The 25,664-nt window shown below is 69.7% G+C and carries 28 protein-coding genes; 9 read left to right on the top strand and 19 right to left on the bottom strand.

Translation table 11 applies throughout. The features are described from left to right. Nucleotides 1–157 precede the first annotated feature (157 nt). Nucleotides 158–787 (bottom strand): glutathione S-transferase, encoded by a 630-nt coding sequence (locus WS66_RS23345; RefSeq protein WP_059603565.1) that lies wholly within the window; start codon nt 785–787, stop codon nt 158–160. A gap of 147 nt (nt 788–934) precedes the next feature. On the opposite strand from WS66_RS23345, the gene phaZ reads away from it, so the two are divergent. Beyond that, entirely contained in the window at nt 935–2,158 is a 1,224-nt protein-coding gene (phaZ, locus tag WS66_RS23350) for a polyhydroxyalkanoate depolymerase (protein ID WP_059603562.1), read from the top strand. Here phaZ and WS66_RS23355 read toward each other — a convergent pair. The 11 genes from WS66_RS23355 to madL all read right to left on the bottom strand — a co-directional run bounded on the left by WS66_RS23355 (nt 2,145) and on the right by madL (nt 11,091). Next, a complete protein-coding gene (locus WS66_RS23355; protein ID WP_059603649.1) occupies nt 2,145–2,813 on the bottom strand; it encodes a phosphoribosyltransferase in 669 nt (222 codons plus the stop codon). The genes phaZ and WS66_RS23355 overlap by 14 nt on opposite strands. A gap of 175 nt (nt 2,814–2,988) precedes the next feature. After that, nucleotides 2,989–3,510 (bottom strand): phospholipase D-like domain-containing protein, encoded by a 522-nt coding sequence (locus WS66_RS23360; RefSeq protein WP_059603559.1) that lies wholly within the window; start codon nt 3,508–3,510, stop codon nt 2,989–2,991. Between the two features lie 150 nt (nt 3,511–3,660). Beyond that, a complete protein-coding gene (gene mdcH, locus WS66_RS23365) occupies nt 3,661–4,593 on the bottom strand; it encodes a malonate decarboxylase subunit epsilon (protein WP_059603556.1) in 933 nt (310 codons plus the stop codon). Then, on the bottom strand, nt 4,590–5,456 hold the full coding sequence (gene mdcB, locus WS66_RS23370) for a triphosphoribosyl-dephospho-CoA synthase MdcB (RefSeq protein ID WP_059603553.1): 867 nt from the start codon (nt 5,454–5,456) through the stop codon (nt 4,590–4,592). The genes mdcH and mdcB overlap by 4 nt, the downstream gene beginning before the upstream one ends. After that, the gene (gene mdcG / locus WS66_RS23375; RefSeq protein ID WP_059603646.1) at nt 5,453–6,121 is read right to left on the bottom strand and encodes a malonate decarboxylase holo-[acyl-carrier-protein] synthase; all 669 of its coding nucleotides are present in this window, start codon (nt 6,119–6,121) and stop codon (nt 5,453–5,455) included. The genes mdcB and mdcG overlap by 4 nt, the downstream gene beginning before the upstream one ends. After that, entirely contained in the window at nt 6,108–6,815 is a 708-nt protein-coding gene (gene mdcE / locus WS66_RS23380; RefSeq protein WP_059603550.1) for a biotin-independent malonate decarboxylase subunit gamma, read from the bottom strand. The genes mdcG and mdcE overlap by 14 nt, the downstream gene beginning before the upstream one ends. Before the next feature lie 79 nt (nt 6,816–6,894). Further along, nucleotides 6,895–7,818 carry a biotin-independent malonate decarboxylase subunit beta gene (locus tag WS66_RS23385; protein ID WP_059603547.1) on the bottom strand — a complete coding sequence of 308 codons (924 nt, stop codon included), beginning with the start codon at nt 7,816–7,818 and terminating at the stop codon, nt 6,895–6,897. Further along, the gene (gene mdcC / locus WS66_RS23390; protein WP_059603544.1) at nt 7,815–8,129 is read right to left on the bottom strand and encodes a malonate decarboxylase acyl carrier protein; all 315 of its coding nucleotides are present in this window, start codon (nt 8,127–8,129) and stop codon (nt 7,815–7,817) included. The genes WS66_RS23385 and mdcC overlap by 4 nt, the downstream gene beginning before the upstream one ends. Before the next feature lie 10 nt (nt 8,130–8,139). Then, nucleotides 8,140–9,786: a malonate decarboxylase subunit alpha gene (gene mdcA, locus WS66_RS23395; protein ID WP_059603540.1), complete on the bottom strand. Its 1,647-nt coding sequence runs from the start codon at nt 9,784–9,786 to the stop codon at nt 8,140–8,142. 130 nt (nt 9,787–9,916) lie between these two features. Then, nucleotides 9,917–10,684: a malonate transporter subunit MadM gene (gene madM, locus WS66_RS23400; RefSeq protein WP_059603538.1), complete on the bottom strand. Its 768-nt coding sequence runs from the start codon at nt 10,682–10,684 to the stop codon at nt 9,917–9,919. An 11-nt stretch (nt 10,685–10,695) separates the two neighbouring features. After that, nucleotides 10,696–11,091, bottom strand: coding sequence for a malonate transporter subunit MadL (gene madL, locus WS66_RS23405; RefSeq protein WP_059603535.1), 396 nt, complete (start codon nt 11,089–11,091; stop codon nt 10,696–10,698). A gap of 329 nt (nt 11,092–11,420) precedes the next feature. Between madL and WS66_RS23410 the strand changes: the two genes are divergently transcribed. Together WS66_RS23410 and WS66_RS23415 are read left to right on the top strand one after the other, a co-directional pair. Beyond that, a complete protein-coding gene (locus WS66_RS23410; protein ID WP_059603532.1) occupies nt 11,421–12,269 on the top strand; it encodes a LysR substrate-binding domain-containing protein in 849 nt (282 codons plus the stop codon). Nucleotides 12,270–12,437: 168 nt separating this feature from the next. After that, complete coding sequence (locus tag WS66_RS23415; protein WP_059603530.1) at nt 12,438–12,719, top strand: DUF4148 domain-containing protein; 282 nt, start codon at nt 12,438–12,440, stop codon at nt 12,717–12,719. Between the two features lie 28 nt (nt 12,720–12,747). On the opposite strand, the gene WS66_RS23420 is transcribed toward WS66_RS23415, so the two are convergent. Then, nucleotides 12,748–13,665, bottom strand: coding sequence for a 3-hydroxyacyl-CoA dehydrogenase NAD-binding domain-containing protein (locus WS66_RS23420; RefSeq protein WP_059603527.1), 918 nt, complete (start codon nt 13,663–13,665; stop codon nt 12,748–12,750). Between the two features lie 241 nt (nt 13,666–13,906). Between WS66_RS23420 and WS66_RS23425 the strand changes: the two genes are divergently transcribed. Both WS66_RS23425 and WS66_RS23430 read left to right on the top strand, forming a co-directional pair. Continuing rightward, nucleotides 13,907–14,347, top strand: coding sequence for an Hsp20/alpha crystallin family protein (locus WS66_RS23425; protein ID WP_059603525.1), 441 nt, complete (start codon nt 13,907–13,909; stop codon nt 14,345–14,347). A 27-nt stretch (nt 14,348–14,374) separates the two neighbouring features. Continuing rightward, nucleotides 14,375–14,797: an Hsp20/alpha crystallin family protein gene (locus tag WS66_RS23430; protein ID WP_059603522.1), complete on the top strand. Its 423-nt coding sequence runs from the start codon at nt 14,375–14,377 to the stop codon at nt 14,795–14,797. Nucleotides 14,798–14,910: 113 nt separating this feature from the next. Here the strand turns inward: WS66_RS23430 and WS66_RS23435 are convergent, their stop codons facing one another. After that, entirely contained in the window at nt 14,911–15,213 is a 303-nt protein-coding gene (locus tag WS66_RS23435) for a TFIIB-type zinc ribbon-containing protein (RefSeq protein ID WP_059603519.1), read from the bottom strand. An 84-nt stretch (nt 15,214–15,297) separates the two neighbouring features. Further along, nucleotides 15,298–16,053: a TerC family protein gene (locus WS66_RS23440; protein WP_059603516.1), complete on the bottom strand. Its 756-nt coding sequence runs from the start codon at nt 16,051–16,053 to the stop codon at nt 15,298–15,300. Between the two features lie 107 nt (nt 16,054–16,160). Between WS66_RS23440 and WS66_RS23445 the strand changes: the two genes are divergently transcribed. Next, nucleotides 16,161–17,054 carry a LysR family transcriptional regulator gene (locus tag WS66_RS23445; protein ID WP_059603513.1) on the top strand — a complete coding sequence of 298 codons (894 nt, stop codon included), beginning with the start codon at nt 16,161–16,163 and terminating at the stop codon, nt 17,052–17,054. Between the two features lie 126 nt (nt 17,055–17,180). Then, nucleotides 17,181–18,320: a DUF2242 domain-containing protein gene (locus WS66_RS23450; RefSeq protein WP_059603510.1), complete on the top strand. Its 1,140-nt coding sequence runs from the start codon at nt 17,181–17,183 to the stop codon at nt 18,318–18,320. Nucleotides 18,321–18,590: 270 nt separating this feature from the next. On the opposite strand, the gene WS66_RS23455 is transcribed toward WS66_RS23450, so the two are convergent. Next, nucleotides 18,591–19,511 carry a pyridoxal-phosphate dependent enzyme gene (locus WS66_RS23455; RefSeq protein ID WP_059603507.1) on the bottom strand — a complete coding sequence of 307 codons (921 nt, stop codon included), beginning with the start codon at nt 19,509–19,511 and terminating at the stop codon, nt 18,591–18,593. Nucleotides 19,512–19,683: 172 nt separating this feature from the next. Here WS66_RS23455 and WS66_RS23460 point away from each other — a divergent pair, with 172 nt between their 5' ends. Together WS66_RS23460 and WS66_RS23465 are read left to right on the top strand one after the other, a co-directional pair. Next, nucleotides 19,684–20,595, top strand: coding sequence for a LysR family transcriptional regulator (locus tag WS66_RS23460; RefSeq protein WP_059603504.1), 912 nt, complete (start codon nt 19,684–19,686; stop codon nt 20,593–20,595). A gap of 504 nt (nt 20,596–21,099) precedes the next feature. Beyond that, a complete protein-coding gene (locus WS66_RS23465) occupies nt 21,100–22,305 on the top strand; it encodes an MFS transporter (RefSeq protein ID WP_059603502.1) in 1,206 nt (401 codons plus the stop codon). A 115-nt stretch (nt 22,306–22,420) separates the two neighbouring features. Here WS66_RS23465 and WS66_RS23470 read toward each other — a convergent pair whose 3' ends face one another. The 3 genes from WS66_RS23470 to WS66_RS23480 all read right to left on the bottom strand — a co-directional run bounded on the left by WS66_RS23470 (nt 22,421) and on the right by WS66_RS23480 (nt 25,664). Next, on the bottom strand, nt 22,421–23,851 hold the full coding sequence (locus tag WS66_RS23470) for a purine-cytosine permease family protein (RefSeq protein WP_059603500.1): 1,431 nt from the start codon (nt 23,849–23,851) through the stop codon (nt 22,421–22,423). 314 nt (nt 23,852–24,165) lie between these two features. Continuing rightward, nucleotides 24,166–24,843, bottom strand: a complete 678-nt coding sequence (locus WS66_RS23475; RefSeq protein ID WP_059603497.1) for an SOS response-associated peptidase family protein — start codon at nt 24,841–24,843, stop codon at nt 24,166–24,168. A gap of 191 nt (nt 24,844–25,034) precedes the next feature. Continuing rightward, nucleotides 25,035–25,664, bottom strand: a complete 630-nt coding sequence (locus WS66_RS23480; protein ID WP_059603495.1) for an NAD(P)H-binding protein — start codon at nt 25,662–25,664, stop codon at nt 25,035–25,037.

A 25,664-nucleotide genomic window follows, 5' to 3' on the forward strand; every position in this document is an offset into this window, starting at 1 on the left:
GTCTTGCGGACGCCGCGCCGGGCGAAAACGGGCGACCGGGCAGCCGATAGCGGCCGGGTCGATCGGTGCCGGAAGCCGGCACGAGTCCGGGTGGGACCGCATGCCGGTCGCGTCGCCCGTCGCCCTCGCTCCCGTGCCGACGCGACAGCCGCCGGCTTCAGTCGAGCGGCGTCTCGACAAACGCCGGCAGCGCTTCCGCCCGCGCCGAATGCGCGGCGAGTGCCGGATAACGGGCCGGATCGATCCGTGCGAGCGCCGGGTAATCGGCGGTCATGAATTGCGTGAAGCGCCACGCGACGGCGACGGTCACGTCGGACTGCAGCAGGCGCGCGCCGCCGAGCCAGCCGTTCGCGGCCGCGACGAGCGGCTCGAGCTCGCCATACGCGGCCTCGATCTGGCCCAGCACGCGCTCGAGCCATGGCGCGTGCTGCTTCTCGGCTGGCCGCAGCGCGTGCTCGTACACCACCTGCACGGTCTTCTCCGCCGCTGCCAGCGCGAATCCGACCGGCACGAGCGTGCGTAGCCGCGCGTCGGCGGCGTCGGGCAGCAGGCGCCGCTCGGGCGCGACACGATGGTCGAGATAGTCGACGATCAACGACGAATCGATCAGCGTCGCACCGTCGTCGGTCACAAGGGTCGGCGCCTTCACGACCGGGTTGAATGTCTGGAACCGGTCGAACTGACGGAACACCGAGATCGACTCGTGTTCGAACGGCAGGTCGAGCAGCTTCGCCGAAATGGCGGCACGGCGCACGAACGGGGAATCCAGCATGCCGATCAGCTTCATCGCGAACGCTCCGCTTGAGGGAATGGGACCGACGACTGTAGCAGCGCCGTGCGTCGCCGCCTAGGGCTTGTTCGCGTTTCCGACACCCGCTGCGCGGCCAGAGTGACCATAATGCAGATTCACGCCCCCTCCGCCCCAAGGTTCGCCATGTGGTACACCGTCGTCGAGCAGCAGCGGGAATGGATGCGCGCCTGGCGCGCGGCGACGCGCCACGCGTTCGACGCATGGCCCGCCGCGACGCTGGCGCACGCCGCGTCGTCGTGCTACGACGACCTGTTCGAGCCGCTCCTCGGGCCCGCCGCCGGGCCGCCGCGATTCGAGATCCGGCGCCCGGCGATCGACGAGCGGATCGTCGCGCGCACGCCGTTCTGCCAGTTGCGACGCTTCGCGCGCGACGCCGCGCGGCGCACGGTGCTGCTGTGCGCACCGCTCGCCGGACATGCGGCCGTGATGATGCGGGAGACCGTCGAGGCGCTGCTCGCGGACGGCGACGTCTGCGTGACCGACTGGGTCAATGCGCGCGACGTCCCGCTCGCGGCGGGTCGCTTCGGGCTCGACGAATACGTGGCGACGCTCGACGGCTTCGTCGACGCGCTCGCCCGCGACGAGCGACCGCTGCACGTTGTCGCCGTGTGCCAGGCCACCGTTCCCGCGCTCGGCGCACTTGCGCTGCGCGCCGCTCGCGGCCTCGCACCGCCCGCGAGCATCACGCTGATCGGCGGGCCGCTCGACGCGCGCGTCAACCCGACCACGCTCGGCACGACCGCCGCGTCCCGGTCGCTCGCGTGGTGCCGCCGCCACCTGATCGACATTGTGCCGCCCCGCTTCCCCGGCCGCGGCCGGCACGTGTTCCCGACCTATCTTCAGCAAGGCGAGATCGCGCTGCTGTATCCGCAACGCTTTCTGACACTGATCGAGGACTACGCGCGCGCGGCGGCGCATTTCGACCTGACGGCGCTGGCGGACGCGCGGCGTGCGCTGCGCGAATACACGGCGCTGCTCGACATGCCGGCCGAATACTTCCTGGATACCGTCGATATCGTGTTTCAGCGAATGTGCCTCGCGAACGGCACGTGGGACGTCGGCGGGCAGCGCGTCGAGCCGGCCGCGCTGCGCGGCGTCGCGCTGCTGACGGTCGAAGGCGGATGCGACGCCGTCACGGGCATCGGCCAGACGCATGCAGCGCTGGCCATGTGTCGCGGCCTCAAGGCCGGCGAGCGCCAGCGCCTCGATGTCGACGATTGCGATCATTACGGGTTGTTCACGGGCGCGCGCTGGCACGGCGAAGTCCATCCGGCGCTGCAGCGCGTATTCGTGCAGGCCGAAGCCGCTCGCCCGGGATCGCGCCGGCCCCGTATCAGGCGGACGTGATGTCGCCGTCAGGCGCGCGGGCCGCGTCGAGGAGCGCACGCACCTCGTCGTCCCCGGTCTGGTCGAAACGCGCGTAGAACTGGCTGATTCCGAGGAACGACAGCGGCTGCAACACCGTCACGAACGCGTCGGCCAAATCGTCGAACGCATGCCGGGCACCGCCCGGCGCGACGGGTGCGGCGGCCACGATGCGCGCGGGATGGCGTTCGCGCAGCGCCTGCAGCGCAACGCGCATCGACGCGCCGGTCGCAACGCCATCGTCGACGACGATCGCGATCCGGCCGTCGACCGGCAGCGGTGGCCGAGCGCCGCGATACAGCGCTTCGCGGCGCTGCAGTTCGGCTGTCTCGCGCGCGATCACGTCGGCCAGTTGCGCATCGGTCACGCCCATCGCGCGGATCGCCGAATGCTGCAGGTGGATCGCTCCGCCGGTCGCGATCGCGCCGATCGCGAATTCCGGATCGGACGGCATGCCGAGCTTGCGCACCACCAGCACGTCGAGCGGCGCGCGCAGCGCCTGCGCGACCGGGAATGCGACCGGCACGCCGCCACGCGGCAGCGCGAGCACGACGACGTCGCGACGCCCCGCATAGTCCTGCAGCGCATGCGCAAGCCGGCGCCCCGCGTCGGCGCGATCGGCAAAACATTCGATCACGATGGCTCCCTGCCCGTTGCGCCGGATGCGCGACGCGCGCACCGGCACCCTGTTCAACGAGCATGGTTCATCGGACGCGCCGATGCAAGCGGGGTCATACCGGCGCGCGGGGCATGCGGATTACGGCGGGAAAAGGATGGGTGGCGTTTGCCCGGGCGGGTCCGCCGTCAGGCGCTCAGAGCCCGCCGGCCTGCCGGTACAGCCGCCAGAACGACTGCGCGTACGACTGCGCGAGCTCCGGTGCGCGCTGGAACACGTTCACCGTTTCCGCGTGCGCGGGCGCGCCGTCGGACAGCGTCGTCAGCGCGACGCTGTCGTCGACGATCACGAAGCGCGGCGCGGGATCGCCGTGCCGTGAATCGATCGCGACGTCGATGCCGGCCGATTTCAGATAACCCGCGCCGCTGTACTTGCCCGCACGCGGCAAACGCACCAGCACGACCCGCACTTCGATCCCGCGCGAACGCGCGTCGCGCAGCGCCGCCGCGACCGCGGGCGGCACGTACGCGTAGCCGGCCAGCAGCACGCGGCGCTGCGCCTGTCCGATCAGGTCGACGGTCGCGTCGGCCGCCGCATTGTCATACGAAAAGTACGTGCCGACCGATGCGGCATCGGACGGAATCGGGCTGGCGTGGGCGGTCGCCGCGCAGCAAAGCACGGCGAGGAGGAAGGCGGCTGGTCTCATGGCGGGCGCCATTGTAGCGACGCCAATTCGCGTGGCAAGCGCCTGCTGCGACGCTGCTGCGCCGGCGCAACACCCGGTGCGCAACCACCACCTGGCGGGCCGGTTACGGAATCGATCTCGCCGGGATTTCCAGGCGTTTCCGGGCCGCTCGCGCGCCGCCCGTCAGCCGGGCGCGACGCGCGCGAGCCAGTTCGCGATACCGTCGACCGAACGGAAATCCGCGACGCTGCGTGCCGGCAGTGCCGGATAAGCGCCACCCTCCATCTCGGCCAAGGCTCGGCCCGGGCCAAGTTCGAGAAACGCGGTCGCGCCGGCCTCGACGCACGCGGCCAGGCAGGCCGCCCACTCGACCGGCTCCGCGATCTGCCGCGCGAGCTTGTCCAGCCCCGTGCCGACATCGAGCACCGACGCGCCGTCGATCCCCGAAAACAGCCGCGTACCGGGCAACGGCCGGCGCACGTTCACGCCAGCCAGCGACGCGCGAAACGCGGGCACCGCCGACGCGAGCCAGCGCGTGTGCGACGCGATCCGTACGCACACGGGCGCGACGCGCAGCGCACCGTCGCGTGCCGCGTCGTCGGCCACCGCGGCAACGTCGGCCTGCCGCCCGGCCACCACGAATGCGTCGCCCGGATTGGCGATCGCGATCGCCGCATCGCGACCGTCGCACAGTTGCGTGAGCTGCGCGCGCGTCAGCCCGCGCACGAACGCCATCCGTTCGTCGCCGCCGCTCGCGGCGTCCATTGCGCGCGCGCGCGCGTCGGCCAGATCCAGTGCATCGTGCGGATCGATCATCCCCGCGACGCTCCACGACGCGACTTCGCCGACGCTGTACCCCGCGACACAGCGCCTGCGCGGCCACACCGCGTCGAGCAACGCGGCCGCCGCGAGCGCCTGCACCGTGCAAAGGATCTGCGCGGCGCGGTTCTCGCGCAGCGCGTCCGGTCGGGCATGCCGCACCCAGTCGCGCGGATCGTCGCCAAGGAGCCGGCCCGCATGCTCGAACAGCGTATCAGCCTGTGGCGCGGCGCCGGTCAACTCGAACATGTCCGCCCGCTGCGCGCCTTGCCCCGAACACAGGATCGCCAGCGTCATCCCCCCTCCTCGGCCGCTTCGAGTGCGTCGACGAACACGCTCATCGCCAGCAGGTCGGCCGCGCCGCCCGGGCTCAGCCGGCGTGCGACGAACGCGCGGTGCGCGGCGGCCGCGCGCAATCGCCAGTCGCGAGCGCGTATGCCGCCGCGGGCGACGAATGCGCGTGCCGTGGCCCGCGCGAAATCGAGGCCGGCCTGCCCACCCCGGTGCAGCAGATTCGTATCGTCGAGCGCGGCGATCAGCGCGAAGCATGCGTCGACGCGCGCGGCCTCCGGATCGTCCGGCACGCGGCGCTGCGCGCGGCGCAGTGCCGGCAATCCGACGCCGTACACGGTCGCGAACCCGTCGGCCGCCTCGCGACGCGCGCCGCCGACGCCGTAGCGGCGGCTCGCGCGCTCGCCGTGACTGTCGGGCAGCCGCGGGCCGCCGAGGATCTCGGTGCCCCACCGCTGCGCGACGAACGCGCCGAGCGTCATCGTGCGGGCCGCCGTGCCGGGCACCGTGCGGCGGCCGGCGGCCGCGCACAGCAACCCGAGCCCGAAAATCGCGCCGCGATGCGTGTTGACGCCGCCGGTCGCCGCGAGCATCGCGTGTTCCGCGCGCAGCCCGATCTTGCGCAGCACGGCCATGTCCGCGTCAAGCGCGCCGGCGTCGGCGAGTTCCGCGAAGTACGGCCGCAGCACGGCCGCGCTGCGCGCGAACGTCGCGGCGTCCATGTCCGCATGGCTGCCGGTGTCGACGTGACTGACGAGGCCCGGTTTCGGATAGGTCTCGATTTCGAGCACGAGGCTGCGCTCGGCGAGTTCGGCGATGCGCTCGGCCTCGGACGGCGCCGCCGCCCGGCGGGCGGCCCAAGCACTCATCGCGTGCCTCCGGTGAATGCGTCGGCGGACATCAGTTCGACGGTGATCGCCGTCTTGACCGCGACTTCAGGCAGCCGCGCATGCAATTCGTGCCAGTTCGCGCCCGCGCCGTCGTCACGCAGCAGTTCGCCGTCGATGCGCATCGGCGCGCGCGCGTCGAGTGCCGCCAGGCCGTCGAGCAGCGCAGCGAGCGATGCGGCGTCCGGCAGCGGGAACACGATGTCGAGATCGGAGGACGCGCTCAGATAGCGCTCGCCCGTCAGCGCCTGCCACGCGAGGCTACCGAACACGCGACCCTGCACGCCGCAGCGCGCGCCGAGCGCATCCAGCTCGCGCAGCGTCGCGTGCCATGCGTCGGGCGCAGCGGCCAGCACGTCGGCCAGCGTGGGCAGCGGGCCGACCGACTCCACCGCGTCGTCGGCGACGTTCAGTGCGATGCGCCGTTTGCCCGCGGAAGGCGGCAGCGGCAAGCCGAGCGGCACGCGCCGCGCATCGGCCTCGTCGGGCGACGCGCGGCGCACGATCGTCGGCCAGCCGCGCGCGGCCCACGCGTGCACGACCGGATCGGCCGCCAGCGCGGGATCGCGCGCGCATGCCGCACGCCACCCGGCCGCCGTCAGCGTGACGAGCGTGTGGCGTCGCAGCGGCGTGTCAGCGTGCGGCACGCGCGAGTGCCTCGACGCGCCGCGCGACATCGGCCGCGACCGGCCGGCCGCGCGCCGCACGACCATCGGTGCGATCGGCCGGCTTGCCGAGCCATTCGCCGACCTGCGCGTCGAGCGCGCAGGCTGGATCGAGCACGGCGTCGACAGCGCCCATCTTCACGAGATTGTCGAGCCCCGGCGCGAACACCGGCGTCGAGCGTGCCATTGCCTTCAGCACGTCGATCGGCAGCTTCGTCACGCGCGACATCGACGGCAGGTCCATCACCTCGGGCTCGGCACCCGGCACTGCGAGCAGCGTGCGTGTCGCGAGCGCGGTCGCGATGAACGCGCCCGCGGCCGTATGGCCGTACAGCAGGCCGATCGTCCGGTGCCCGGCAAGCTCCGCATGCATCAGGCATTTCGCGAGATGCGACAGCCCTTCGTTCAGGCCGAGCAGTTCGTCGCGCTTGCTCATCCGCTGGCTGTCGCTGTCGACGAGCACGAGAATCGGCGTGCCGCCGCCACGCTCGATCGTGTCGAGCACGTGCGATGCGAGCGTGATGGCTTCGTCGATGCCGAACGGCAAGCGATCGGCGACGCCGATCACGTCGACGCGCGTGCCGGTCAGTTCAGCGTGGCCCGTCAGCAGGCCGCCGTTTCGCTTGATCGAATGGCCTTCGGGAAACAGCGAATTCAGAACTTCATCGAGCGTCATGCTGCCTCCCGCCGGGCCGCCCTACGGGAGGCAGACGCCCCCTCGGGGGGCAGCGAACGAAGTGAGCGTGGGGGTCGTGTCATTTCTGCTCCTGCAGTTGATCGGCGAGCTTCGCGAATTCTTCGTCGGACATGCCGGGAATCGCTTCCGGCTCGCTCGCGCCGAGCGCGCGCCACACGTCGAGCGCATCCCTGCACGTGCCGAACCGCTCGACGCGCGCTTCGAGCCGCGCCTGCTCCGCACGCAGCATCGCCGCATCGAATGTCGGCGCACGGCCGATCAGGTCGAGCGCGGCCGCGCGAAACGCATCGGGCGTATCGGCCACATAGCGATCCGCGCTGCCGATCAGCCGGCGGTGCTTGCCGCCCATCGTGCGCCAGATCAGCGCGCGGTCCTTCGCGTCGAATTCCTCGACACCGCGGTTGGTCTCGATCACCTCGGGCCCCGACACGCTGATGCGCCCCTGCTCGGACACCGCGAGCGCCGAGCAGCACGCGGCGAGCAGCCCGCCGCCGCCGTAACAGCCCGCGCGCCCGCCGATCAGCCCGATCACCGGCACGCCCGCCGCGCGCGCCTCGACGAGCGCACGCATGATCTCGGCGATCGCGAGCTCGCCCGCATTCGCTTCCTGCAGCCGCACGCCGCCGGTGTCGAACAGGATCAGCACCGGCTTGCCGACGTCGCGCGCGGCGCGCAGCAACCCGGTGAGCTTCGCGCCGTGCACTTCGCCGAACGCACCGCCCATGAAGCGGCCCTCCTGCGCGGCGACGAACACCGGCTGGCCGCCGAGCCGGCCGTGGCCGACCACCATCCCGTCGTCGAACTGCTGCGGCAGGTCGAACAGCGGCAAGTGCGGACTCGTCACACGCTCGCCCGGCCCGAGAAATTCCGTGAAGCTGCCCGCGTCGAGCAGTCCGTCGACGCGCTGCCGCGCCGACGCTTCGTACCAGCTCGCGGCGTTCGCGACGAACGCGGGCGCGTCGTGGATCGCGTCGGTCATCATGCGTCCCCCTCGATCGCGCGCACGGCTTGCGCGAGCCGCAGCGACACCATGTCGGGCCGCGCGCCGCCGTCGTTGATCGACAGCTTCAGGCCGCCCGGCGCGCGCCGTTCGACGAAGTCCGACACCACCGCTTGCCACACCGCGCCGAAACCGACCGCCGCGGTGCGGATGTCGATCTCGCATTCGTTGCCCGGCAGCACGCGCTCGACGAGCACCTCGAGATTGCCGGACGCGACCACGCCAACGAGCGCGGTGGCCAGTTCGCCCCGCGCACGCCCGCGCGCGGTGAAGCGATAGTTCAACTGTTCCATGCCCTCTTCCTCACCAGTTGCGGAACCGGGCCGGCGGCGCATACAGGCCGCCCGACCAGTGCACGAGATCCTTGATCGAGCGCGCGGCGAGCCAGCGGCGGTCGGCGTCGAGCGGATCGATGCCGAGATCTTCCGGGCGGCGGATCACGCCGCGCTCGCGCAGGCGCTCGACCATCCTGCGGTCGCGGCCGCGGCCGACTTCCGTATAGCCGGCCACGCCGCGGATCGCATGCTCGCGTTCGTCCTTGTCGCGGCACATCAGCAGGTTCGCGATCCCTTCCTCGGTGACGATGTGCGTGACGTCGTCGCCGTAGACCATGATCGGTGCGAGGTCGAGCTGCAGCTTGTCGGCGAGCTTCAGCGCATCGAGCTTCTCGACGAACATCGGCACGTTCTTGTCGCCGAAGGTCTCGCCGATCTGCACGACCAGCTTGCGGCCGCGCCTGAGCGCCGCCGGCGTGTCCGGGTCGGCTTCCGCGCCGGCCTTCAGCCACGGCTCGCTCGGGTGGCGGCGGCCGCGCGCGTCGCTGCCCATGTTCGGCGCGCCGCCGAAACCGGCGATCCGCTCGGCGGTGACCGTCGACGAATGGCCGGACAGGTCGATCTGCAGCGTCGAGCCGATGAACATGTCGCACGCGTAAAGGCCGGCGGTCTGGCAGAACGCACGGTTCGAGCGAAGCGAGCCGTCCGGGCCCGTGAACCACACGTCGGAGCGCGCGCGGATGTAGTCGTCCATCCCGACCTCGGAGCCGAAGCAGTGGATCTGCTCGACCCAGCCCGATTCGATCGCGGGAATCAGCGTCGGGTGCGGATTGAGCGCCCAGTGCGTGCAGACCTTGCCTTTGAGCCCGAGCTTCGCGCCGTAGGTCGGCAGCAGCAGCTCGATCGCGGCCGTGTTGAAGCCGATCCCGTGATTCAGGCGCTTGATCCCGTACGGTTCGTAGATGCCCTTGATCGCGAGCATCGCGGTCAGGATCTGTGTCTCGGTGATCGCGGCCGGGTCGCGCGTGAACAGCGGCTCGACGTAGAACGGCCGGCCGGCCTCGACGACGAAATGCACGCGGTCGCCCGGGATGTCGACGCGCGGCACCTTGTCGACGATCCGGTCGACCTGCGCGATCACGATGCCGTCCTTGAACGCGGTGGCCTCGACGACGGTCGGTGTGTCTTCCGTGTTCGGGCCGGTATAGAGATTGCCGTCGGCGTCGGCGCTGACCGCCGCGATGAGCGCGACATGCGGCGTGAGGTCGATGAAGTAGCGCGCGAACAGTTCGAGATACGTGTGCACCGCGCCGAGCGCGATCTTGCCGCCGAACAGCAGCTTCGCGATCCGCTGCGACTGCGGGCCCGAATACGCGAAGTCGAGCCGCTTCGCGATGCCGCGCTCGAACACGTCGAGATGCTCGGGCAGCACGACGCCCGACTGCACCATGTGCAGGTCGTGGATCTTCGCGCTGTCGACGTCGGCGAGCGCCGTCGCGAGCAGGTCGGCCTGCTTCTGGTTGTCGCCTTCGAGGCACACGCGATCGCCGGGCCGCAGCACTGCTTCGAGCAACGCGACGGTGTCGCGCGCATCGACCCGCTTGCCCTGCGCGAAGGCTGCGCCGGCCGCGAGGCGTGCATCGCGCGCCTGCCGCGCGTGATTCCATCCCGTCATGAACAGTTCTCCCGCTTCGATGGTTCAGCGGCATTCTAAGCCTGGCGCCGCCGCCGATTGATGATGTTGACGAATGCGACTCAGAGGACGCCGCGATGGATGCGGCCCGCGCGCGACGGGCCATGCGCGGTCACGCGCCGACCAGCGCGCGCGTCGTGAAGAACAGCACCGACGGCCCGAGCAGGCAGCCGACGCCGGTATGGAACGTCGCGACCAGCGCGCCATACGGCACAAGCCGGCGGTCGGTCGCGGCAAGCCCCGCACTCACGCCGCTCACGGTGCCGGCCAGGCCGCCGAAGATCATCGCGGAGCGCGGCGTCTTCAGGCCCATGAAGCTGGCCGCGACCGGCGTGCCGACCATCACGATGATCGCCTTCACGAGCCCGGTCGCGATGCTGAGCGCGATCACGTCGGAGCTCGCACCGATCGCCGCGCCCGTGACGGGCCCGACGATGTAGGTGACGGCGCCCGCGCCGATCGTCGTCATGCTGACCGCGTCGGTATAGCCGAACGCGCGCGCGATGCACGCGCCGACGATGAACGGCAGCACGGTGCCGAGCAGCAGCGACACGACGCCGACGAGGCCGGCCTTGCGCGCCTCGTCCGGCTGCACTTCGAACGCGGTCGCGACGATCGCGAAATCGCGCAGCATCGCGCCGCCCATCAGGCCGATACCGGCGAACAGCTTGACGTCGGCCAGCCCCTTCTCGCCACCGGTGAATGCGCCGCCGACGTAGGCGAGCACGAGGCCGATCACGATCGCGATCGCGGAGCCGTGCACGCGGCCGAACGTGAGCTTGCGCGACGCGATCGACGAGATCCACATGATCAGGCCGACCAGCGCGAACGATGCGACGAGCCCGTTGTGGGCGACGGTTTTTTCGAGCATCTGCAACATGGTGGCCTCCGTCACTGTTCTTCGAATTGCGGCACGCCCGCGAAGGCCGTGTCGTCGCGCCCGGTGCGCACGAGTACCGCGATGCAGCATGCGCAGATCGCGACCGCACCAATGGCGGCCAGCAGCGCGACGGGGCCGCCCTTGAGCGCGGCGACGACGTTCTGGTTCGCGGCCATCGCGACGACCACCGGGATGTACATCGCGCCCCAGAAACCGACGCCGGCCTCGGTCTCCTTCGGCAGCCAGCCACGGCGATGCAGCCACAGGCGCAGGCAGATCAGCAGCAGCATCGCGATGCCGACGCCGCCGACGTTGGTTTTCACGCCGATCGCGCTGCCAAGCAGGTCGCCGAGGAACAGTCCGGCCAGGTGGCAGAACGCCAGCAGCGCGGTTCCGTAGATGATCATGAGTCGTCTCCAGTCTCTTCGTGACGGGCGCCGAACGCGTGCGGGAGTCAGGCCCGCACGCCGATCCCGGGCGGACTGTCTGTCTCCTGCGGCGGTGCGCCGCGGCCCGGCGGCTCGTCGTGCGAGCACGTTCTCGGGGTCGATGGGATGATGCGGTTTCGGGCCGGACGCCGGATGGCTTAGACTGACCGATGCAGCCGGCGGCGCGACACGGGCTACGCGTCTGGTGGCCCCCGGTCGCAGAGGCCGCACCGGCGCGTGATCCGATACTAGCCCCGCATAATCCGGCCATTTATGAAGTTGTCGAAACCGATTCAGTGGATTTAGCAATGCGCCCGTTACCGCCCGAGCTGCTGCGCAGCTTCGTTGCCGTCGCCCAGTCCGGCAGTTTCACCGCCGCGTCCGAGCGCGTGAGCCTGTCGCAGTCGACCGTCAGCCAGCACATCCGCCGCCTCGAGGAGCTGCTCGACCGGCCGCTGTTCGAGCGCGACACCCGCAACGTGCACCTGTCGCAGCACGGCGACGCGCTGTTCCGCTACGCGGTGCGCATCCTCGAACTGATGGACGAAGCCGTCACGTCGGTGTGCGGGCCGCCGCTGTCGGGCAAGGTGCGGCTCGCGATGTCGGAGGATTTCGCGTCCGCGCACCTGACGGCCGCGCTCGCGAGCTTCGTGCAGCGCAATCCGGACGTCGAGCTCGCGATCTCGACGGGGCTGTCGGGCGACCTGTTCGACGCGCTCGACGAAGGCCGGCACGATCTGGTGTTCGCGAAACGCATCGCCGGTAGCCGGCGCGGCCGCGTGATCCGCAGCGAGCCGCTGTACTGGTGCACCGGCCCCGATTCGCGGATCACCGGCCACGAGGCCGTGCTGCCGCTCGCGATGCATCCGGAGCCGAGCGTATCGCGCCGCCGCGTGCTCGAGTCGCTCGAGGCGGTCGGCCGCCCGTACCGGATCGCCGTCGTGAGCAGCAGCATCGCGGTGCTGCGCGCAGCCGCGAGCGCGGGGCTCGGCGTCAGCGCGTTCGCCGGCTACGTGATTCCAGCCGGGCTCGCGCGGCTCGACGCGGGGCTCCCCGAACTCGGCGAACTCGAATACGTGATCGACCGCCCGGCGGCCGCGTCGCGCTCGACGCTCGCGCTCGAAGCCACGCTGATCGCGGCGGCGGCCGAGCTGTAGCGGCACCGCGCGCCCGGCCGCACCCGGGCGCGTCCGTCGCACCTGACAGCGTTGCCCGGAACGCGTCATCGTCCGCGCAGCACCCGCTCGCGACAATGGGCTCCCATCGGAACGCATCGCACCTCGCCGCGCGCCTCCGGTACCCCGTCCCATTGATCGGAGTCCACCATGAAGAACGTCCTGCGATTCGCCGTCGCGACCGCTGCAGCCGCCCTGCTGTCCCCCGCCTTTGCCCAGACCGATGCGTCGGCCCACACACCGGGGCTGACCCGCGCGGAAGTCATCGACCAGCTCAAGCAGGCCTATCTCGAAGGCGAACTGCCGACGAACGACGGCAACTACCCGCCGAACGCGGCGACGCGCGCGCGCAACCGCGAACTCGTGCAGGCCGCGAGCCCCGCCTGGCTGGCCCAGACGCCGCCGGCCCGCCAGGCGATGTCGCAGCAATAGCCGGCGCAGCCGCGCCGGCGCGCCCGGATCAGGGCAGGAAGCTGCGGCGCCGCGCGTCGATCAGCTCGACGAGCAACCGGTCGCGCTCGGCCGCCAGTTCCTGCATCGAATGCTCACCCTGGATCGCGCGCAGTTCATCGTTCAACTTGCGATCGACGGCCGGATCGAACGACGGCGTGCCGAGGTCGTCCCACCAGCTCGTGATCGGCCCCGACAGGTGTTCGAGAAAGTGCGCGATCCCGCCCGCACCGCCGCCGAGGTGATAGGTCAGGCACTGCCCCATCAGCCCCCAGCGCAGCCCGGGACCCCAGGCGACGGCCTTGTCCGCATCGGCGACGCTCACGACGCCTTCGCCGACGAGGTGATACACCTCGCGGAACAGCGCGGCCGCGAGGCGGTTCGCGACGTGGCCGGTCATCTCCTTGTTGAGCACGATCGTCTGCTTGCCGAGCGCGTCGTAGAAATCCTTCACGCGCGCGATCATGCTCGAGTCGGTCGCGTCGCCGCCGACCAGCTCGACGAGCGGGATCAGGTGCGGCGGATTGAACGGGTGCGCGATCAGGCAGCGTTCGGGATGCTTCGCGCACGCGGTCTGGATATCGGACATCTTCAGGCCCGACGAGCTCGACGCGATCGGCACGTGCGCGGGCAGCACGTCGTCCATCTGCCGGTACAGCGCACGCTTCAGGTCGAGCCGCTCGGGGCCGTTCTCCTGCACGAAGTCGACGCCGTCGAGCGCGCGAGAGAGATCCGAATCGAACGACAGTCGCGCGGCAAGTTCGGCGGCGCGCTCGCCGAGAAACGCAGCCAGCGCGTCGCGCAGCCGCACGTCGGCCTGCGGCGCCGGGTCGGTCGCGACGACGTCGAAACCCTGCGTCAGATAGAAAGCCGTCCAGCTCGCGCCGATCACGCCGGTGCCGACGATCGCGATACGTTGAATGTCCATGTGCGTCCCGTCTCCGTGGTCAGTTGATGCGCGGGGATTGTCGCATCGATTCGCGGCGTCGCGCTGCGGCGATGCAACGTGCGATTTCCCTCTTGAAATACATTTCGACGACCTCTAATTACGCGGTGCCGGGCAGTGCCGATATCGCGCACCGCCCCGTTTCAATCCCGCGGAAAACCGCGCGGCACCTTGTCGTCAGCGCCCGTCGCGTATTCCGCGCTTCACGTGCAGGAGGACCATCATGAGCGATCTCTATTTCGGCAACGACCTGTTCGACGAATTCGCCCGCGTCCAGCGCCAGATGGCGGGCCTGTTCGGCAGGCTTCCGACCGGCATCCGCGAGGGCCGGCCGAGCGCGTTCCCCGCGCTGAACATCGGCGCCACCGACGACACGATCGAAATCGTCGCGTTCGCGCCCGGCATGGCCGCGGCGGACTTCGACGTATCGATCGACAAGGATCTGCTGACGATCAGCGGCGAGCGCAAGCCCGTGCCGCAGCAAGCCGGCGACGACGTGCGCACGTATGCGCAGGAGCGCTTTCACGGCAAGTTCCGCCGCGTGGTCGAGCTGCCGCAGAACGCCGATCCCGACAACGTCAGCGCCCGCTACCAAAATGGCTGCCTGCTGATTCGCGTCGGGCGTCGCGAAGAATCGAAGCCGCGCGCCATCACCGTCCAGTAACCTCGGCATCACCTTCGGGAGAACGACATGAATACGAGCCAGACCCTGACCGAACGCCAGCCCGGCACCCCGTCCGCTGGCGCTACCGCCGCCGCCGAGGACGCATCGCGTCGGCCCGCGATCGTGCCGGCCGTCGACATCGTCGAAGATTCGCAGTGCGTTACGCTGCGCGCCGACCTGCCCGGCGTGCCGCGGGAAAACCTCGACGTGAAGGTGCACGACAGTACGCTGACGATCGAAGCCGAAGCACGCATCGACACGCCGGCCGAGTTGCGCGTGCGGCATGCGGAAGTTCGCGCGCCGCGCTTCGTGCGCACGTTCGCGCTGAGTGCGGACCTCGACACGTCGAGGATCGACGCGAACCTGCGCGACGGCGTGCTCACGCTGACGATTCCGCGTCGCGAAGAAGCCCGCCCGCGCCGTATCGACGTGAAAGCCGGCGACGCATGAGCGTCGCGCTCCGGCACTGCCCGAGGCCGTACCGACGATGAACAAGCCCCGCCAGGCAACGCCTGTGCGGGGCTTGTTTCACGACGCGCGGCATGCGGCGGCTGCCGGCGGCTTCAATCGAAATCGAACAGGTCGAACACCGACTTCTTGCGACGCCGGCCGTCGTGCCGGTAACGCTCGTCGTGCGAGCGTCCGTCGCGACCCCAGCCATCGTCGCGACCGCGCGGCGCGGGCGCATCGGGTGGCGCCGGCGCGGTGTCGCGGCGTACCGGCGCGTCATCGGTTTCTCGGGCGATCAGCTTGTCGAGTTCGCCGCGATCGAGCCACACGCCGCGGCAGGTGGGACAGTAGTCGATCTCGATCGACTGGCGCTCGGCCATCAGCAGGTCGGGCGTCTTGCAGACAGGGCATTTCATCGCGTCTCTCCTTCCCGGGCGAATGTCGTCCGGGTTCCGTGTGACGCGCGCGAGCCGGCCACAGCCGGCGTCACGCGCGGTGGCTCAGTGACCTTGCGTGCGTGCCGCGCGCTTCGCCTTCGCACGCCGCGCCAGCATGTTCATGCCTTCGACGAAGGCCGAGAACGCCATCGCCGCGTAGATGTAACCCTTCGGCACGTGCGAACCGAACCCTTCGGCGATCAGCGTCATGCCGATCACGACCAGGAACGACAGCGCGAGCATCACGATGGTCGGGTTGCGGTCGATGAAGCGTGCGAGCGGCTGCGCTGCGAACAGCATCACGCTCACCGCGACGATCACCGCGACGAACATGATCGGCACGTGTTCGGTCATGCCGATCGCAGTCACGATGCTGTCGATCGAGAACACGATGTCGAGCATCACGATCTGGCCGATCGCGGCCCACATCGTCAGGCCGGCCGCGCCGCCGGCACCGCCCGCGCCTTCACCGTCGTGCGACACGTGGTGATGGATCTCGGTGGTCGCTTTCCACACGAGGAACAGGCCGCCCGACAGCAGGATCATGTCGCGCCACGAGAACGCGTGATCGAACAGGGTGAATACGGGTTCGGTGAGGCTCGCGATCCACGCGACGCTGCCGAGCAACGCGAGGCGCATCACGAGCGCGAGCGCGATGCCCAGGCGCTGCGTGCGGGCGCGCTGCGCTTCCGGCAGCTTGTTGCTGAGGATCGAGATGAAGATCAGGTTGTCGATGCCGAGCACGACTTCCATCACGACGAGCGTGAGGAGCGCGGCCCAGACGGCGGGGTCGGCGGCAAGCGTCAGCAGGTAGTCCATGAATGGGCCGATACGAAAGTGGAAAGCCAGATGATATGCCGCCACGAACTTCGTAAAAATCAGAGAGAATCTGATTTTTGGTTCGGTTTTTCCGAAATTACGATCCGATGCTCAATTTCCGACATCTGTACTATTTCTGGGTCGTCGTGAAGGAAGGCGGATTCGCGCGCGCGGCCGCGCGGCTCGACATGGCCGTGCAGACGATCAGCGCGCAGGTCCGCGAACTGGAAAAGTCGCTCGGCCACCAGTTGCTGCGCCCCGCCGGGCGCGGCGTCGCGATGACCGACGCCGGCCAGGCCGCATATGCGCGCGCGGAGGTCATCTTCGAGATGGGCCGGCTGATTCCCGACGAAGTGCGCGCGGCGGCCAGCCAGCCGACTGTGCGGCTCGCGGTCGGGCTCGCCGACGGCATCTCCAAGCTCGCCGCGCACGCGATCCTCGCGCCCGTGCTGGATACGCCCACGCTGCGGCTGCTGTGCCACGAGGGCGAGCACGACGCGCTGCTCGCGGAACTGGCGCTGCATCACCTCGACCTCGTGCTGGCGGGCCAGGGCGCGCCGTCGGGGTCGAACCTGCGCGTGACGAGCGAGCGGCTCGTCGCGTCGCCGGTCGACTGGTACGGACCCGCGGCACTCGTCACGCCGGCTGCGCGGCAGCGCTTTCCGCAGTGCCTCGCCGAGCTGCCGGTGCTGCTGCCGACCGCCCACTCGGCGCTGCGCGCCCGCCTCGACCTGTGGCTGGAACGGGAACGGATCGTGCCGCGCGTGGCCGGGGAATTCGAGGACAGCGCGCTGATGGCCGTGTTCGCGGCGCGCGGCCTCGGCGTGTTTCCGCTCAGCGAACTCGGCGCGAACGACGCGTCGCTGCTGCGCGGGCTGCGCCGGCTCGGCCGGGCGGGCGACGTGACCGAGGAGATCCATGCGATCCGCTCGCGGCGCGGCGAACACCACCCGCTGGCGTCGCGACTGCTCGCCGCCGCGCGGCCGGCGCCGACCGCCTGAAGCGAGCGCGACATCAAACGAAACTATAATGACGCCCCGGCCATACGAGATTGCCACGCGCATCGCACCGGCCCCGCCGCTGCGCCCGCAGCCCCGCGCATCTCGCCGAGCCTTCTGAAAGACGCCATGCACAACCGATTTCGCCTGTTTTCCGTTTCGTGCGCGCTCGCGGCCGCGACCGTGCTGGCGGCGTGCTCGTCGCCGCCCAAGCCGATCTACCAGCAGGAGCAGTTCGACGCAACGAGCAGCCCGTACGCGCACACGTTCCGCTCGAAATCCGACGCGTCCTGCGAGGCCGCGCGGCGCGCGCTGCTGAGCCAGGGCTACGTGGTGTCGTCGTCGCGCAACGATGCGGTCGACGGCAGCAAGAATTTCCAGCCGAGCAACGACATGCACGTCGTGATCGAGTTTCACGTCGTGTGCGCCGACGCGAATGCCGACGGCTCGTCGAGCATCGCGTACGTGAACGCGGTGCAGGACCGCTACACGCTGAAGAAGTCGAATACGTCGGCGAGCGTCGGGCTCAGCGTGTTCGGCTCGCTGTCGCTGCCGATCGGGTCGAGCGACGACGCGCTCGTCAAGACCGCCAGCGAGACGATTCCCGCCGGCGTGTTCTATGAGCGCTTCTTCAATCTCGTCGAGCATTTTCTGAAGATCGATCCGGCCCGCCGCGACCGCGCGACCGTGAAGGCGGCCGAGAAGGAACCCGTCACCCCACTGCCCGAACCCGCGCCGACGCCGCAGGGCGAACCGATGAAGATGACGACGCCGGTCGTGCCGACGCCGCCCGCCGCGCCGGTGCCGGGGCCGCTGTCGGGGCCGGGCGTCGCGCCGGCTTCGGGCATGTCGGCCGCGCCTGCCTCGCCTGCGGCATCGGCCGTGGTCGCGCCGGTGGCGATGCGGGGTGGCGTGCCGGCTTCGCCCTCGGCATCGGCTTCGGCACCTGCGTCGGCTTCGACCGCAGTCCCGGCTTCCTCCTCGGCATCGGCTCCGGCACCCGCGTCGGCTGTGCCTGCTTCGATGTCGGCTTCGGCACCTGCCTCCGTTCGAACGCCCGCGTCTGCCTCGGCACCGCCCGCATCGACGCCTGCCGCTGCCACGCGAACTGCACCAACGTCGGCATCGGCCGCGCCTGCCCCGGCAGCCTCGGCACCGGCCCCCGCGAACGCTGCTCCGGTATCGGCTGACAAGGCCCCCGCGCCCGCTGCCGCCGATCCAGTCGCCTCGTCCGCACCGACCGGTGCCAGCGCGCCGTCCGCGAACTGATCGCGCGACCGTCTCTCCACGTCGTGCGCCCGTCGCGCGCGGCGCGCCATGTGCGCCCTTCCCCGCCGCGCCACGTGATCCTCGTACACCCGAAGGCCGGTTGCGCATGCGCGCCGTAACGTGACCGGCGATCGAGTGCACCCCGTCGCGCGGGCCACATGAATCCCGGGTCCTCGAACGCCCGCGATCATTCCCGCCGCGCGATCACGCCGTCGTTACGTCTTCGCCCGCATCGCCGCCCGGCTGCGCCGCGGCACGCGCGCCACCGCGTTACTGCAACGTCGCGTTCAGCGTCTGCAACTGCTCGGCCGTCGCCGTCACGCCGCCGCACACGATCACCGCGATATCCGACGCACGAGCAAGCACCGGCACCGGCTGTTCGAGCGCGGCCAGCGCGGCGCCGCACGCCGGCTCGACGACGATCCGGTGCTCGTCCACGAACCGCAGCGACGCAGCCACCGCCTGCGCATCCGACACGACGACCGGATGGATCGCGTGCCGCTTCGCCCACTCGACCGCCGCGTCGCACGGCCGCTTCGCGCCGAGCGACGTCGCGATGCTCGTGATCGCCGGCAATTCGACCGGATGCCCCTGCGCGACCGAGCGCGCGTAGCTGTCCGCTCCCTCCGTCTCGACCGCGACGACCGGCACGTCGTGCCAGCCGTTGCGTGCAAGCCCCTCGAGGACGCCGCACAGCAGCCCGCCCCCACCGACCGCGAGCACGACCGCGTCGGGTTTCGGGCCGGCCGCCGCCATCTCGTCGATCATCGTCGCGTGCCCCTGCCACAGCACGGGGTCGTCGAACGGATGCACGAACGCGTCCTGCGCACCGACGGCCGACAGCGCGTAAGCGTTCGCCTCGACCCAGCTCGCGCCGTGTACGACCACCTCCGCGCCCTCTGCGCGGATCAGCGCCCGCGCCCGGGCCGACGCGGTTTCCGGCACGGCGACGAGCACCGGCACGCCGAGCTCGCGACCGCAATACGCAACCGCGATGCCCGCATTCCCGCCCGACGACGACACGAACCGGCGCGCGCCGGCCGCATGCCGCGCTTCGCACACCGCGCCGATGCCGCGCAATTTGAACGAACCGGACGGCTGCAGCGCGTCGAGCTTCAATCGGATGTGCTTGCCGAGACGGCGCGACGCGATTTGCGAGCGGATATAGGGGGTCTGGATATGAAGCGGCATGGTGCGGGACACGGTCGGGACAAAGGGAACGCACGCGGCCCGTGAACGGGCCCGGCAACTTCGATCATCGTACGGCACGTCCGCCATGCTTTTCCAATACCATCGAATGGCACTTGCTATGCTTGACAGGCATATCCCCCGAATCAAGGCCGACAACCGGAGTCGACACCGCATGCGCCAGATCGAACTGCGTCACCTGCGTTACTTCGTGGCCGTCGCGCAGGCCGGCAGCGTGATGGCCGGCGCCCGCGCGGCGGGCATCGTCCAGCCTGCGCTGTCGCGGCAGATTCGCGAGCTCGAGGATGCGATCGGCACGCCGCTGCTGATCCGCCGCGCGACGGGCGTCACGCTGACGGCGGCCGGCGCGAGTTTCCTGCAGGATGCGACGGGCCTGCTCGCGACGTTGCAGGACAGCCGCGAACGCGCGTTGCGCAGCGCGTCCGGCCAGCTCGGCGAGTTGCGCCTCGGCGCGCTACCGAACTGCCTGCCGCTGCCGGTCGTCGCGAACGTGCTGAAGGCGTTTCGCGACGCGTGTCCGGACGTGAAGCTATCGATCGCGCCGATGCTGTCTGCCGAACAGGCGGCAGCGCTGATGCGCGGCCAGCTCGACGGCGGCATCATGGCGTGGCGCCGAGACGAAGCCCCGCATCTGTCGGGCGTGCGGCTGCTGAGCGACCGCTTCGTGCTCGCGATGCCCGCGCCGCCCGGCGGCCGCTTCCGCGCGCCGCGCACGCTCGCCGACGTCGCACACGAACCGTTCGTCTGGTTCGACGCGCAGCGCTCCGCGGCGCACCACCGCTTCCTGATGGTGCAGTGCGAACAGGCCGGCTTCACGCCGCGCATCGCGCAGGTGGGTAGCGACATCCCGACGCTGATCGGTCTCGTGGCGGCCGGCATGGGCTGCGCATTCGTGCCGGAAAGCGCGTCGCCGACGTGCCCGCGCACGGTCCGGCTCGTCGCGCTCGACGAACTCGCGAGCCGCTTCGACATCGAGTTCGTATTCGACGGTGCGGCGGTGCCGGCGTCTCCCGTCGTCGCGCGGTTTCTCGAAGCAGTGCGCGACGCGGCCGGCCAGGCGGAATGATCGATCGCCGGCACGCGCCATCCGTGCGCGGGCGGTGGATTCCGCGTCGTCGCATGGCCGTGGATTCAGCCGGCTTCGCCGTCATCGCGTACTCAACATCCGCTCGGACCGACGAAAAATCTTTCAGATCGACGATGAACGACGCCGTCACGTCGGAATTTTTAAATTGGCACCAAAAGTGGCCGTTTAACGTCATTTCGAAAGGTCATGCCCCGAAATATACTGCGCCCGCATCCAACCCTCGTGCCAAAGAGAGGATGCTTTTCGCCCCGGTCACGGCCCCCCTGTGACCGGGGCTTTTTTCGACGGCGAGCCGCGCCGACGAATCGCTGAAACCTGCGCACCACGGGCCGCACGCACATACCGCCTCGACTCCGGATTGTTGATATCGAATCAAGATAATTTCGCCGGAGCGCGGCTTTTTCCGCAAAAGTAATGCAGGCACACTTCACCCTGTCCGCAATGGCCCGGTGCCGTTGCCCAATGCTTGCAGGAGCTCATCGCGTGAACAGCACGACTTCTTCCCCTTCCCGCCCGGGCGGCAGCGCCGCGCTGCCGCTGCTGGCGCTCGCCGCCGGGGCCTTCGGCATCGGCACGACCGAGTTCTCGCCGATGGGCCTCTTGCCCGTGATCGCCGACGGCGTGCACGTGTCGATTCCGCAGGCAGGCATGCTGATCAGCGCGTATGCGATCGGCGTGATGGTCGGCGCGCCGCTGATGACGCTGCTGCTCGCGCGCTGGTCGCATCGCTCGGCGCTGATCGCGCTGATGTCGATCTTCACGATCGGCAACCTGTTGTCGGCCGTCGCGCCGGACTACACGACGCTGCTGCTCGCACGGCTCGTCACGAGCCTCAACCACGGCGCGTTCTTCGGGCTCGGCTCGGTGGTCGCGGCGAGCCTCGTGCCGCGTGAAAAGCAGGCCAGCGCGGTCGCGACGATGTTCATGGGCCTCACGATCGCGAACGTCGGCGGCGTGCCGGCCGCGACCTGGCTCGGCCAGATGATCGGCTGGCGCATGTCGTTCGCGGCAACCGCGGCGCTCGGCCTGATCGCGATCGCCGGCCTGTTGGCCGCGCTGCCGAAGGGCGCAGCCGGCAAGATGCCGAACCTGCGTGCCGAACTGTCCGTGCTCACGCGCCCCGTCGTGCTCGGCGCGCTCGGGACCACGGTGCTCGGCGCCGGCGCGATGTTCACGCTGTACACGTATGTCGCCCCGACGCTCGAACACCTGACAGGCGCGACACCCGGCTTCGTCACCTCGATGCTCGTGCTGATCGGCGTCGGCTTCTCGATCGGCAACATCGCCGGCGGCCGCCTCGCCGATCGCTCGCTCGACGGCACGCTCATCGGCTTCCTCGTACTGCTGATCATGACGATGGCCGCGTTCTCGCTGCTCGCCCGCACGCCTGTCGGTGCCGCGGTCACGCTGCTCGTCTGGGGTGTCGCGACGTTCGCGGTGGTCCCGCCGCTGCAGATGCGCGTGATGCGTGCCGCACACGAAGCGCCGGGCCTCGCCTCGGCCGTCAACATCGGCGCGTTCAATCTCGGCAACGCGCTCGGCGCGGCAGCCGGCGGTGCGGCGATTTCGGCCGGCTTCGGCTATGGGGCGGTGCCGCTCGTCGGCGGGCTGATCGCCGCGGCGGGACTCGCGCTGGTCGCATTGCAGATGATCCAGCGCCGCCGCGCGCCGGTCGCCGCGCGTTCGTAAGCACACGGCGATCCGCACGGTGCCGGTACGCGGCACCGCAATCGGGAAACGCACGCACCGGCATGGACAGCTCGGCTGCCTGCCGGCACGCGGGCGACGCGATGCGTCAGTCAGTTCAGTGCTGAACCTCGCCGCGTTCGAGCGGCAGGATCAGGCGCTCGGGGATACTGCGTCGCGATGCACGCGCACCGACGTAGTACAGCACTGCCGGCACGACGAGGCCGAGGATCCACGAGATGTCGGTGCCGCCGAGCGCGTCGACGAGCGGGCCCGTGTAGATATGCGTCGACATGAACGGCAGCTGCACCAGGATGCCGACCACGTAGATCGTGATCGCCATCACGTTCCAGCGGCCGTAGCGGCCGTCCGGATCGGACAGCGCCGGCACATCGTAGCGCGAGCGCGTGAAGCAGTAATAGTCGACCAGGTTGATCGCGCTCCAAGGCGTGAAGAACGCGAGCAGGAACAGGATGAACGCGGTGAATTCCTTCAGGAACGAATGGCGGCCGGCGAGCGCGATCAGCGTCGACACGCAGATCATCCCGAAGATGTACGCGAGACGGCTGCGTGACGACACCGCGCCCTTGCCGCGGAAACCGCTGACGATCGTCGCCATCGACATGAAGCTGCCGTACGCGTTGAGTGCCGTCACCGTCACCTTGCCGAACGCGATGGTGAAATACAGCAACGCAGCCACGGCGCCCGTCGAGCCGAGGCCGACGATATAGGACACCTCATGGTGCGCGAACTGGCTGCCGGCCAGCGCGGCCGCGAACACGCCAAACACCATTGCCGCCTGCGCGCCGATCACCGAGCCGAGGCCAACCGCGAGGAACGTGGCGGCCGACGAAGTCGAGCGCGGAAGGTAGCGCGAATAATCGGCGACGTACGGGCCGAACGCAATCTGCCACGACGCGGACAGCGACATCGACAGCAGGAAGCTCGCGAGCGAGAAGTGCCGGTTCGCGAGCAGCGCGCCGACGTCGTGGTTCGCGAACAGCTGCGCGAACATGTAGACGAAAGCGACGATCCCGACCACGCTCGCGATCCGGCCGACGAAGTGGATCGCACGATAGCCGAACACCGTCAGCACGACGATCACGGCCGCGAACAGCAGGATGCCGGCCGCGTCGTCGACGTGCAGCAGTTGCGCGACGGCCTGCCCGGCCAGCACCGAGCCGCTGGCGGAAAAACCGATGTACATCAGGCACACGAGCACGATCGGGATCATCGCGCCGTAGACGCCGAACTGCACGCGACTCGAGATCATCTGCGGCAAGCCGAGTTGCGGCCCCTGCGCGCCGTGCAACGCCATCACCGCGCCGCCGACGAACTGGCCGAGCAGCAGCGCGACCAGCGACCAGAACACGTCGCCGCCGAGCACGACCGCCAGCGCCCCCGTGACGATGGCCGTGATCTGCATGTTCGCCGACAGCCACAGCGTGAACTGGCTCAGCAGGCCGCCGTGGCGTTCGGCGTCGGGAATGAAATCGATCGAGCGTACCTCGATCAGACCACCGGCTTTTCCATTGGGATTCGTCGACACGGGAAAATCTCCAGGATACTGAGGATCGCAAATGGTTTGGACGAGACGGGGAACGTGCCGAGCCGCCCCTTCGACTCGTCGGGTGCGGCGCGCCGTGGATCGCCGGGGCACGCGCCACGCAAGGTCCGCACGCGGGCGCGCAGCCGACACGACCCGCGCCGAGAGTGCCAGCGGATCATCTTGTATATACAACATGGCTGATATCGGTGATTACCCGGTGTCTGGCAGTTTTGCAGATCGCCCGGGAAAGCCGAGCACATCCGGAGGCCGGATGCGTCAGTTGAACGTATGAAAAATGCAGGGAAAACGAAACCTCAGGTGCCGGCGGGCGACACCTGATCGGATGCGGCGACCATGTCGCCGGCGGGAAGGAGCGTCAGCATGCGCCGCGCAGCCTCGACGTCGCGCGCATGCAGCCATTCGTCGTAGTCGTCGCGACGCAGGATCACGACGCCCCGCTTCTCGTCGCCGGGCCGATGCATGCGCGCGAACACCGGATGATCGTCGGCATTGACCGTGAGCATCGTCATGCCGATGCACTCATGGCCATCGGCGGTTTCGTAACGCCGCCAGAGACCGGCGACGCAGCACGGTTGCCAGCCGTCGACACCGATGCGGTGCCATACGTTGCGGCCCGTTTCGTAGCACGGCTCGAAGATCCAGCGCACTGGAATCAGGCAGCGCTGGCCGTTGCGCCAGGCGTTGCCGTAGAGCCGCGACGAACCGATCGTTTCCGCGCGCGCGTTCACCGTATCGAGCTTCTTTCGCTTACGGCCGTTCTCGTCGAGACGCTCGGGCTGCATGAACTTCGGCCAGAAGCCGAACACCGCGCGGACGACCGCGAGGCCGTCACCGTCGGCACGCGCGATGGGTGCCGCGTAATCCGGATAGACGTCGGGCTCCCACGGAGCGCGACGAAACAGGTCGCCGATGCCGATCCTCAGCTCGCTGATACCCGGGTCTTCATCAGGGGCGCGGTAGTGGGTGCACACGGTTGGGCAGACGACGGACGCGATGTCTTCATCGTAGGTCAGCGTGCAGCTACTTGTCCCGCCATTGCGTGGTGTGACGAAACAGTCTTACAGCAGTTCGGCCCGCTCGACGGCGTCGTGCGCGAACAGCCGGCGCAGGCCGTCCGTTCGTTCATCCGTGCCGTCGGCAGCGCGTCGTCGCCCGTTCCGGTTCAGGCCAACCGTTCCGATCCGATCACATGCACGCCCGGGCGCGCCTCGAGCGCGGCGTCGAGCAGCGCGCGGGCAATGCGCGGCGCGGGATTCACGCGCCACTTCCGCGGCAGCAGCGGCCCGGCGACGCTCAACGCAAGCACCAGCATCCGTTCGCCGAACCGGAATTCGTCGCGGCTGCCGCCGATCAGGCCCGGTCGCACGCAGGTCAGCGACGCGAACCCGATGCCCGCGAGCGCGCGCTCGACCTCGCCCTTCACGCGGTTGTAGAAGATGCGCGAGCCCGGATCGGCGCCGAGCGCGGAATTCAGCACGTAGGTCGGCGTGCCGGACCGATGCGCGAGATGCGCGACAGCGAGCGGATAGTCGTGATCGACGCGTCGAAATGCGGCCTGCGAGCCCGCGACGCGCATCGTGGTGCCGAGCGTGCAGATCACCGCGTCGGCCTGCCACCAGTCGGCCGCCTCGGGCAGATGATCGAAGTCGACCTCCAGCGCGCGCATCTTCGGATGCGGCGACAACGGCCGGCGCGCGAGCACGACGACCTGGTCCACCCGCGCATCGGCCAGCGCGGCTTCAAGGACGTGACGCCCGACGAGTCCGGTCGCGCCGACGAGCAACAGTTTCAT

The organism is Burkholderia sp. LA-2-3-30-S1-D2 (assembly GCF_001523915.2).
Taxonomy (GTDB): Bacteria; Pseudomonadota; Gammaproteobacteria; order Burkholderiales; family Burkholderiaceae; genus Burkholderia; species Burkholderia diffusa.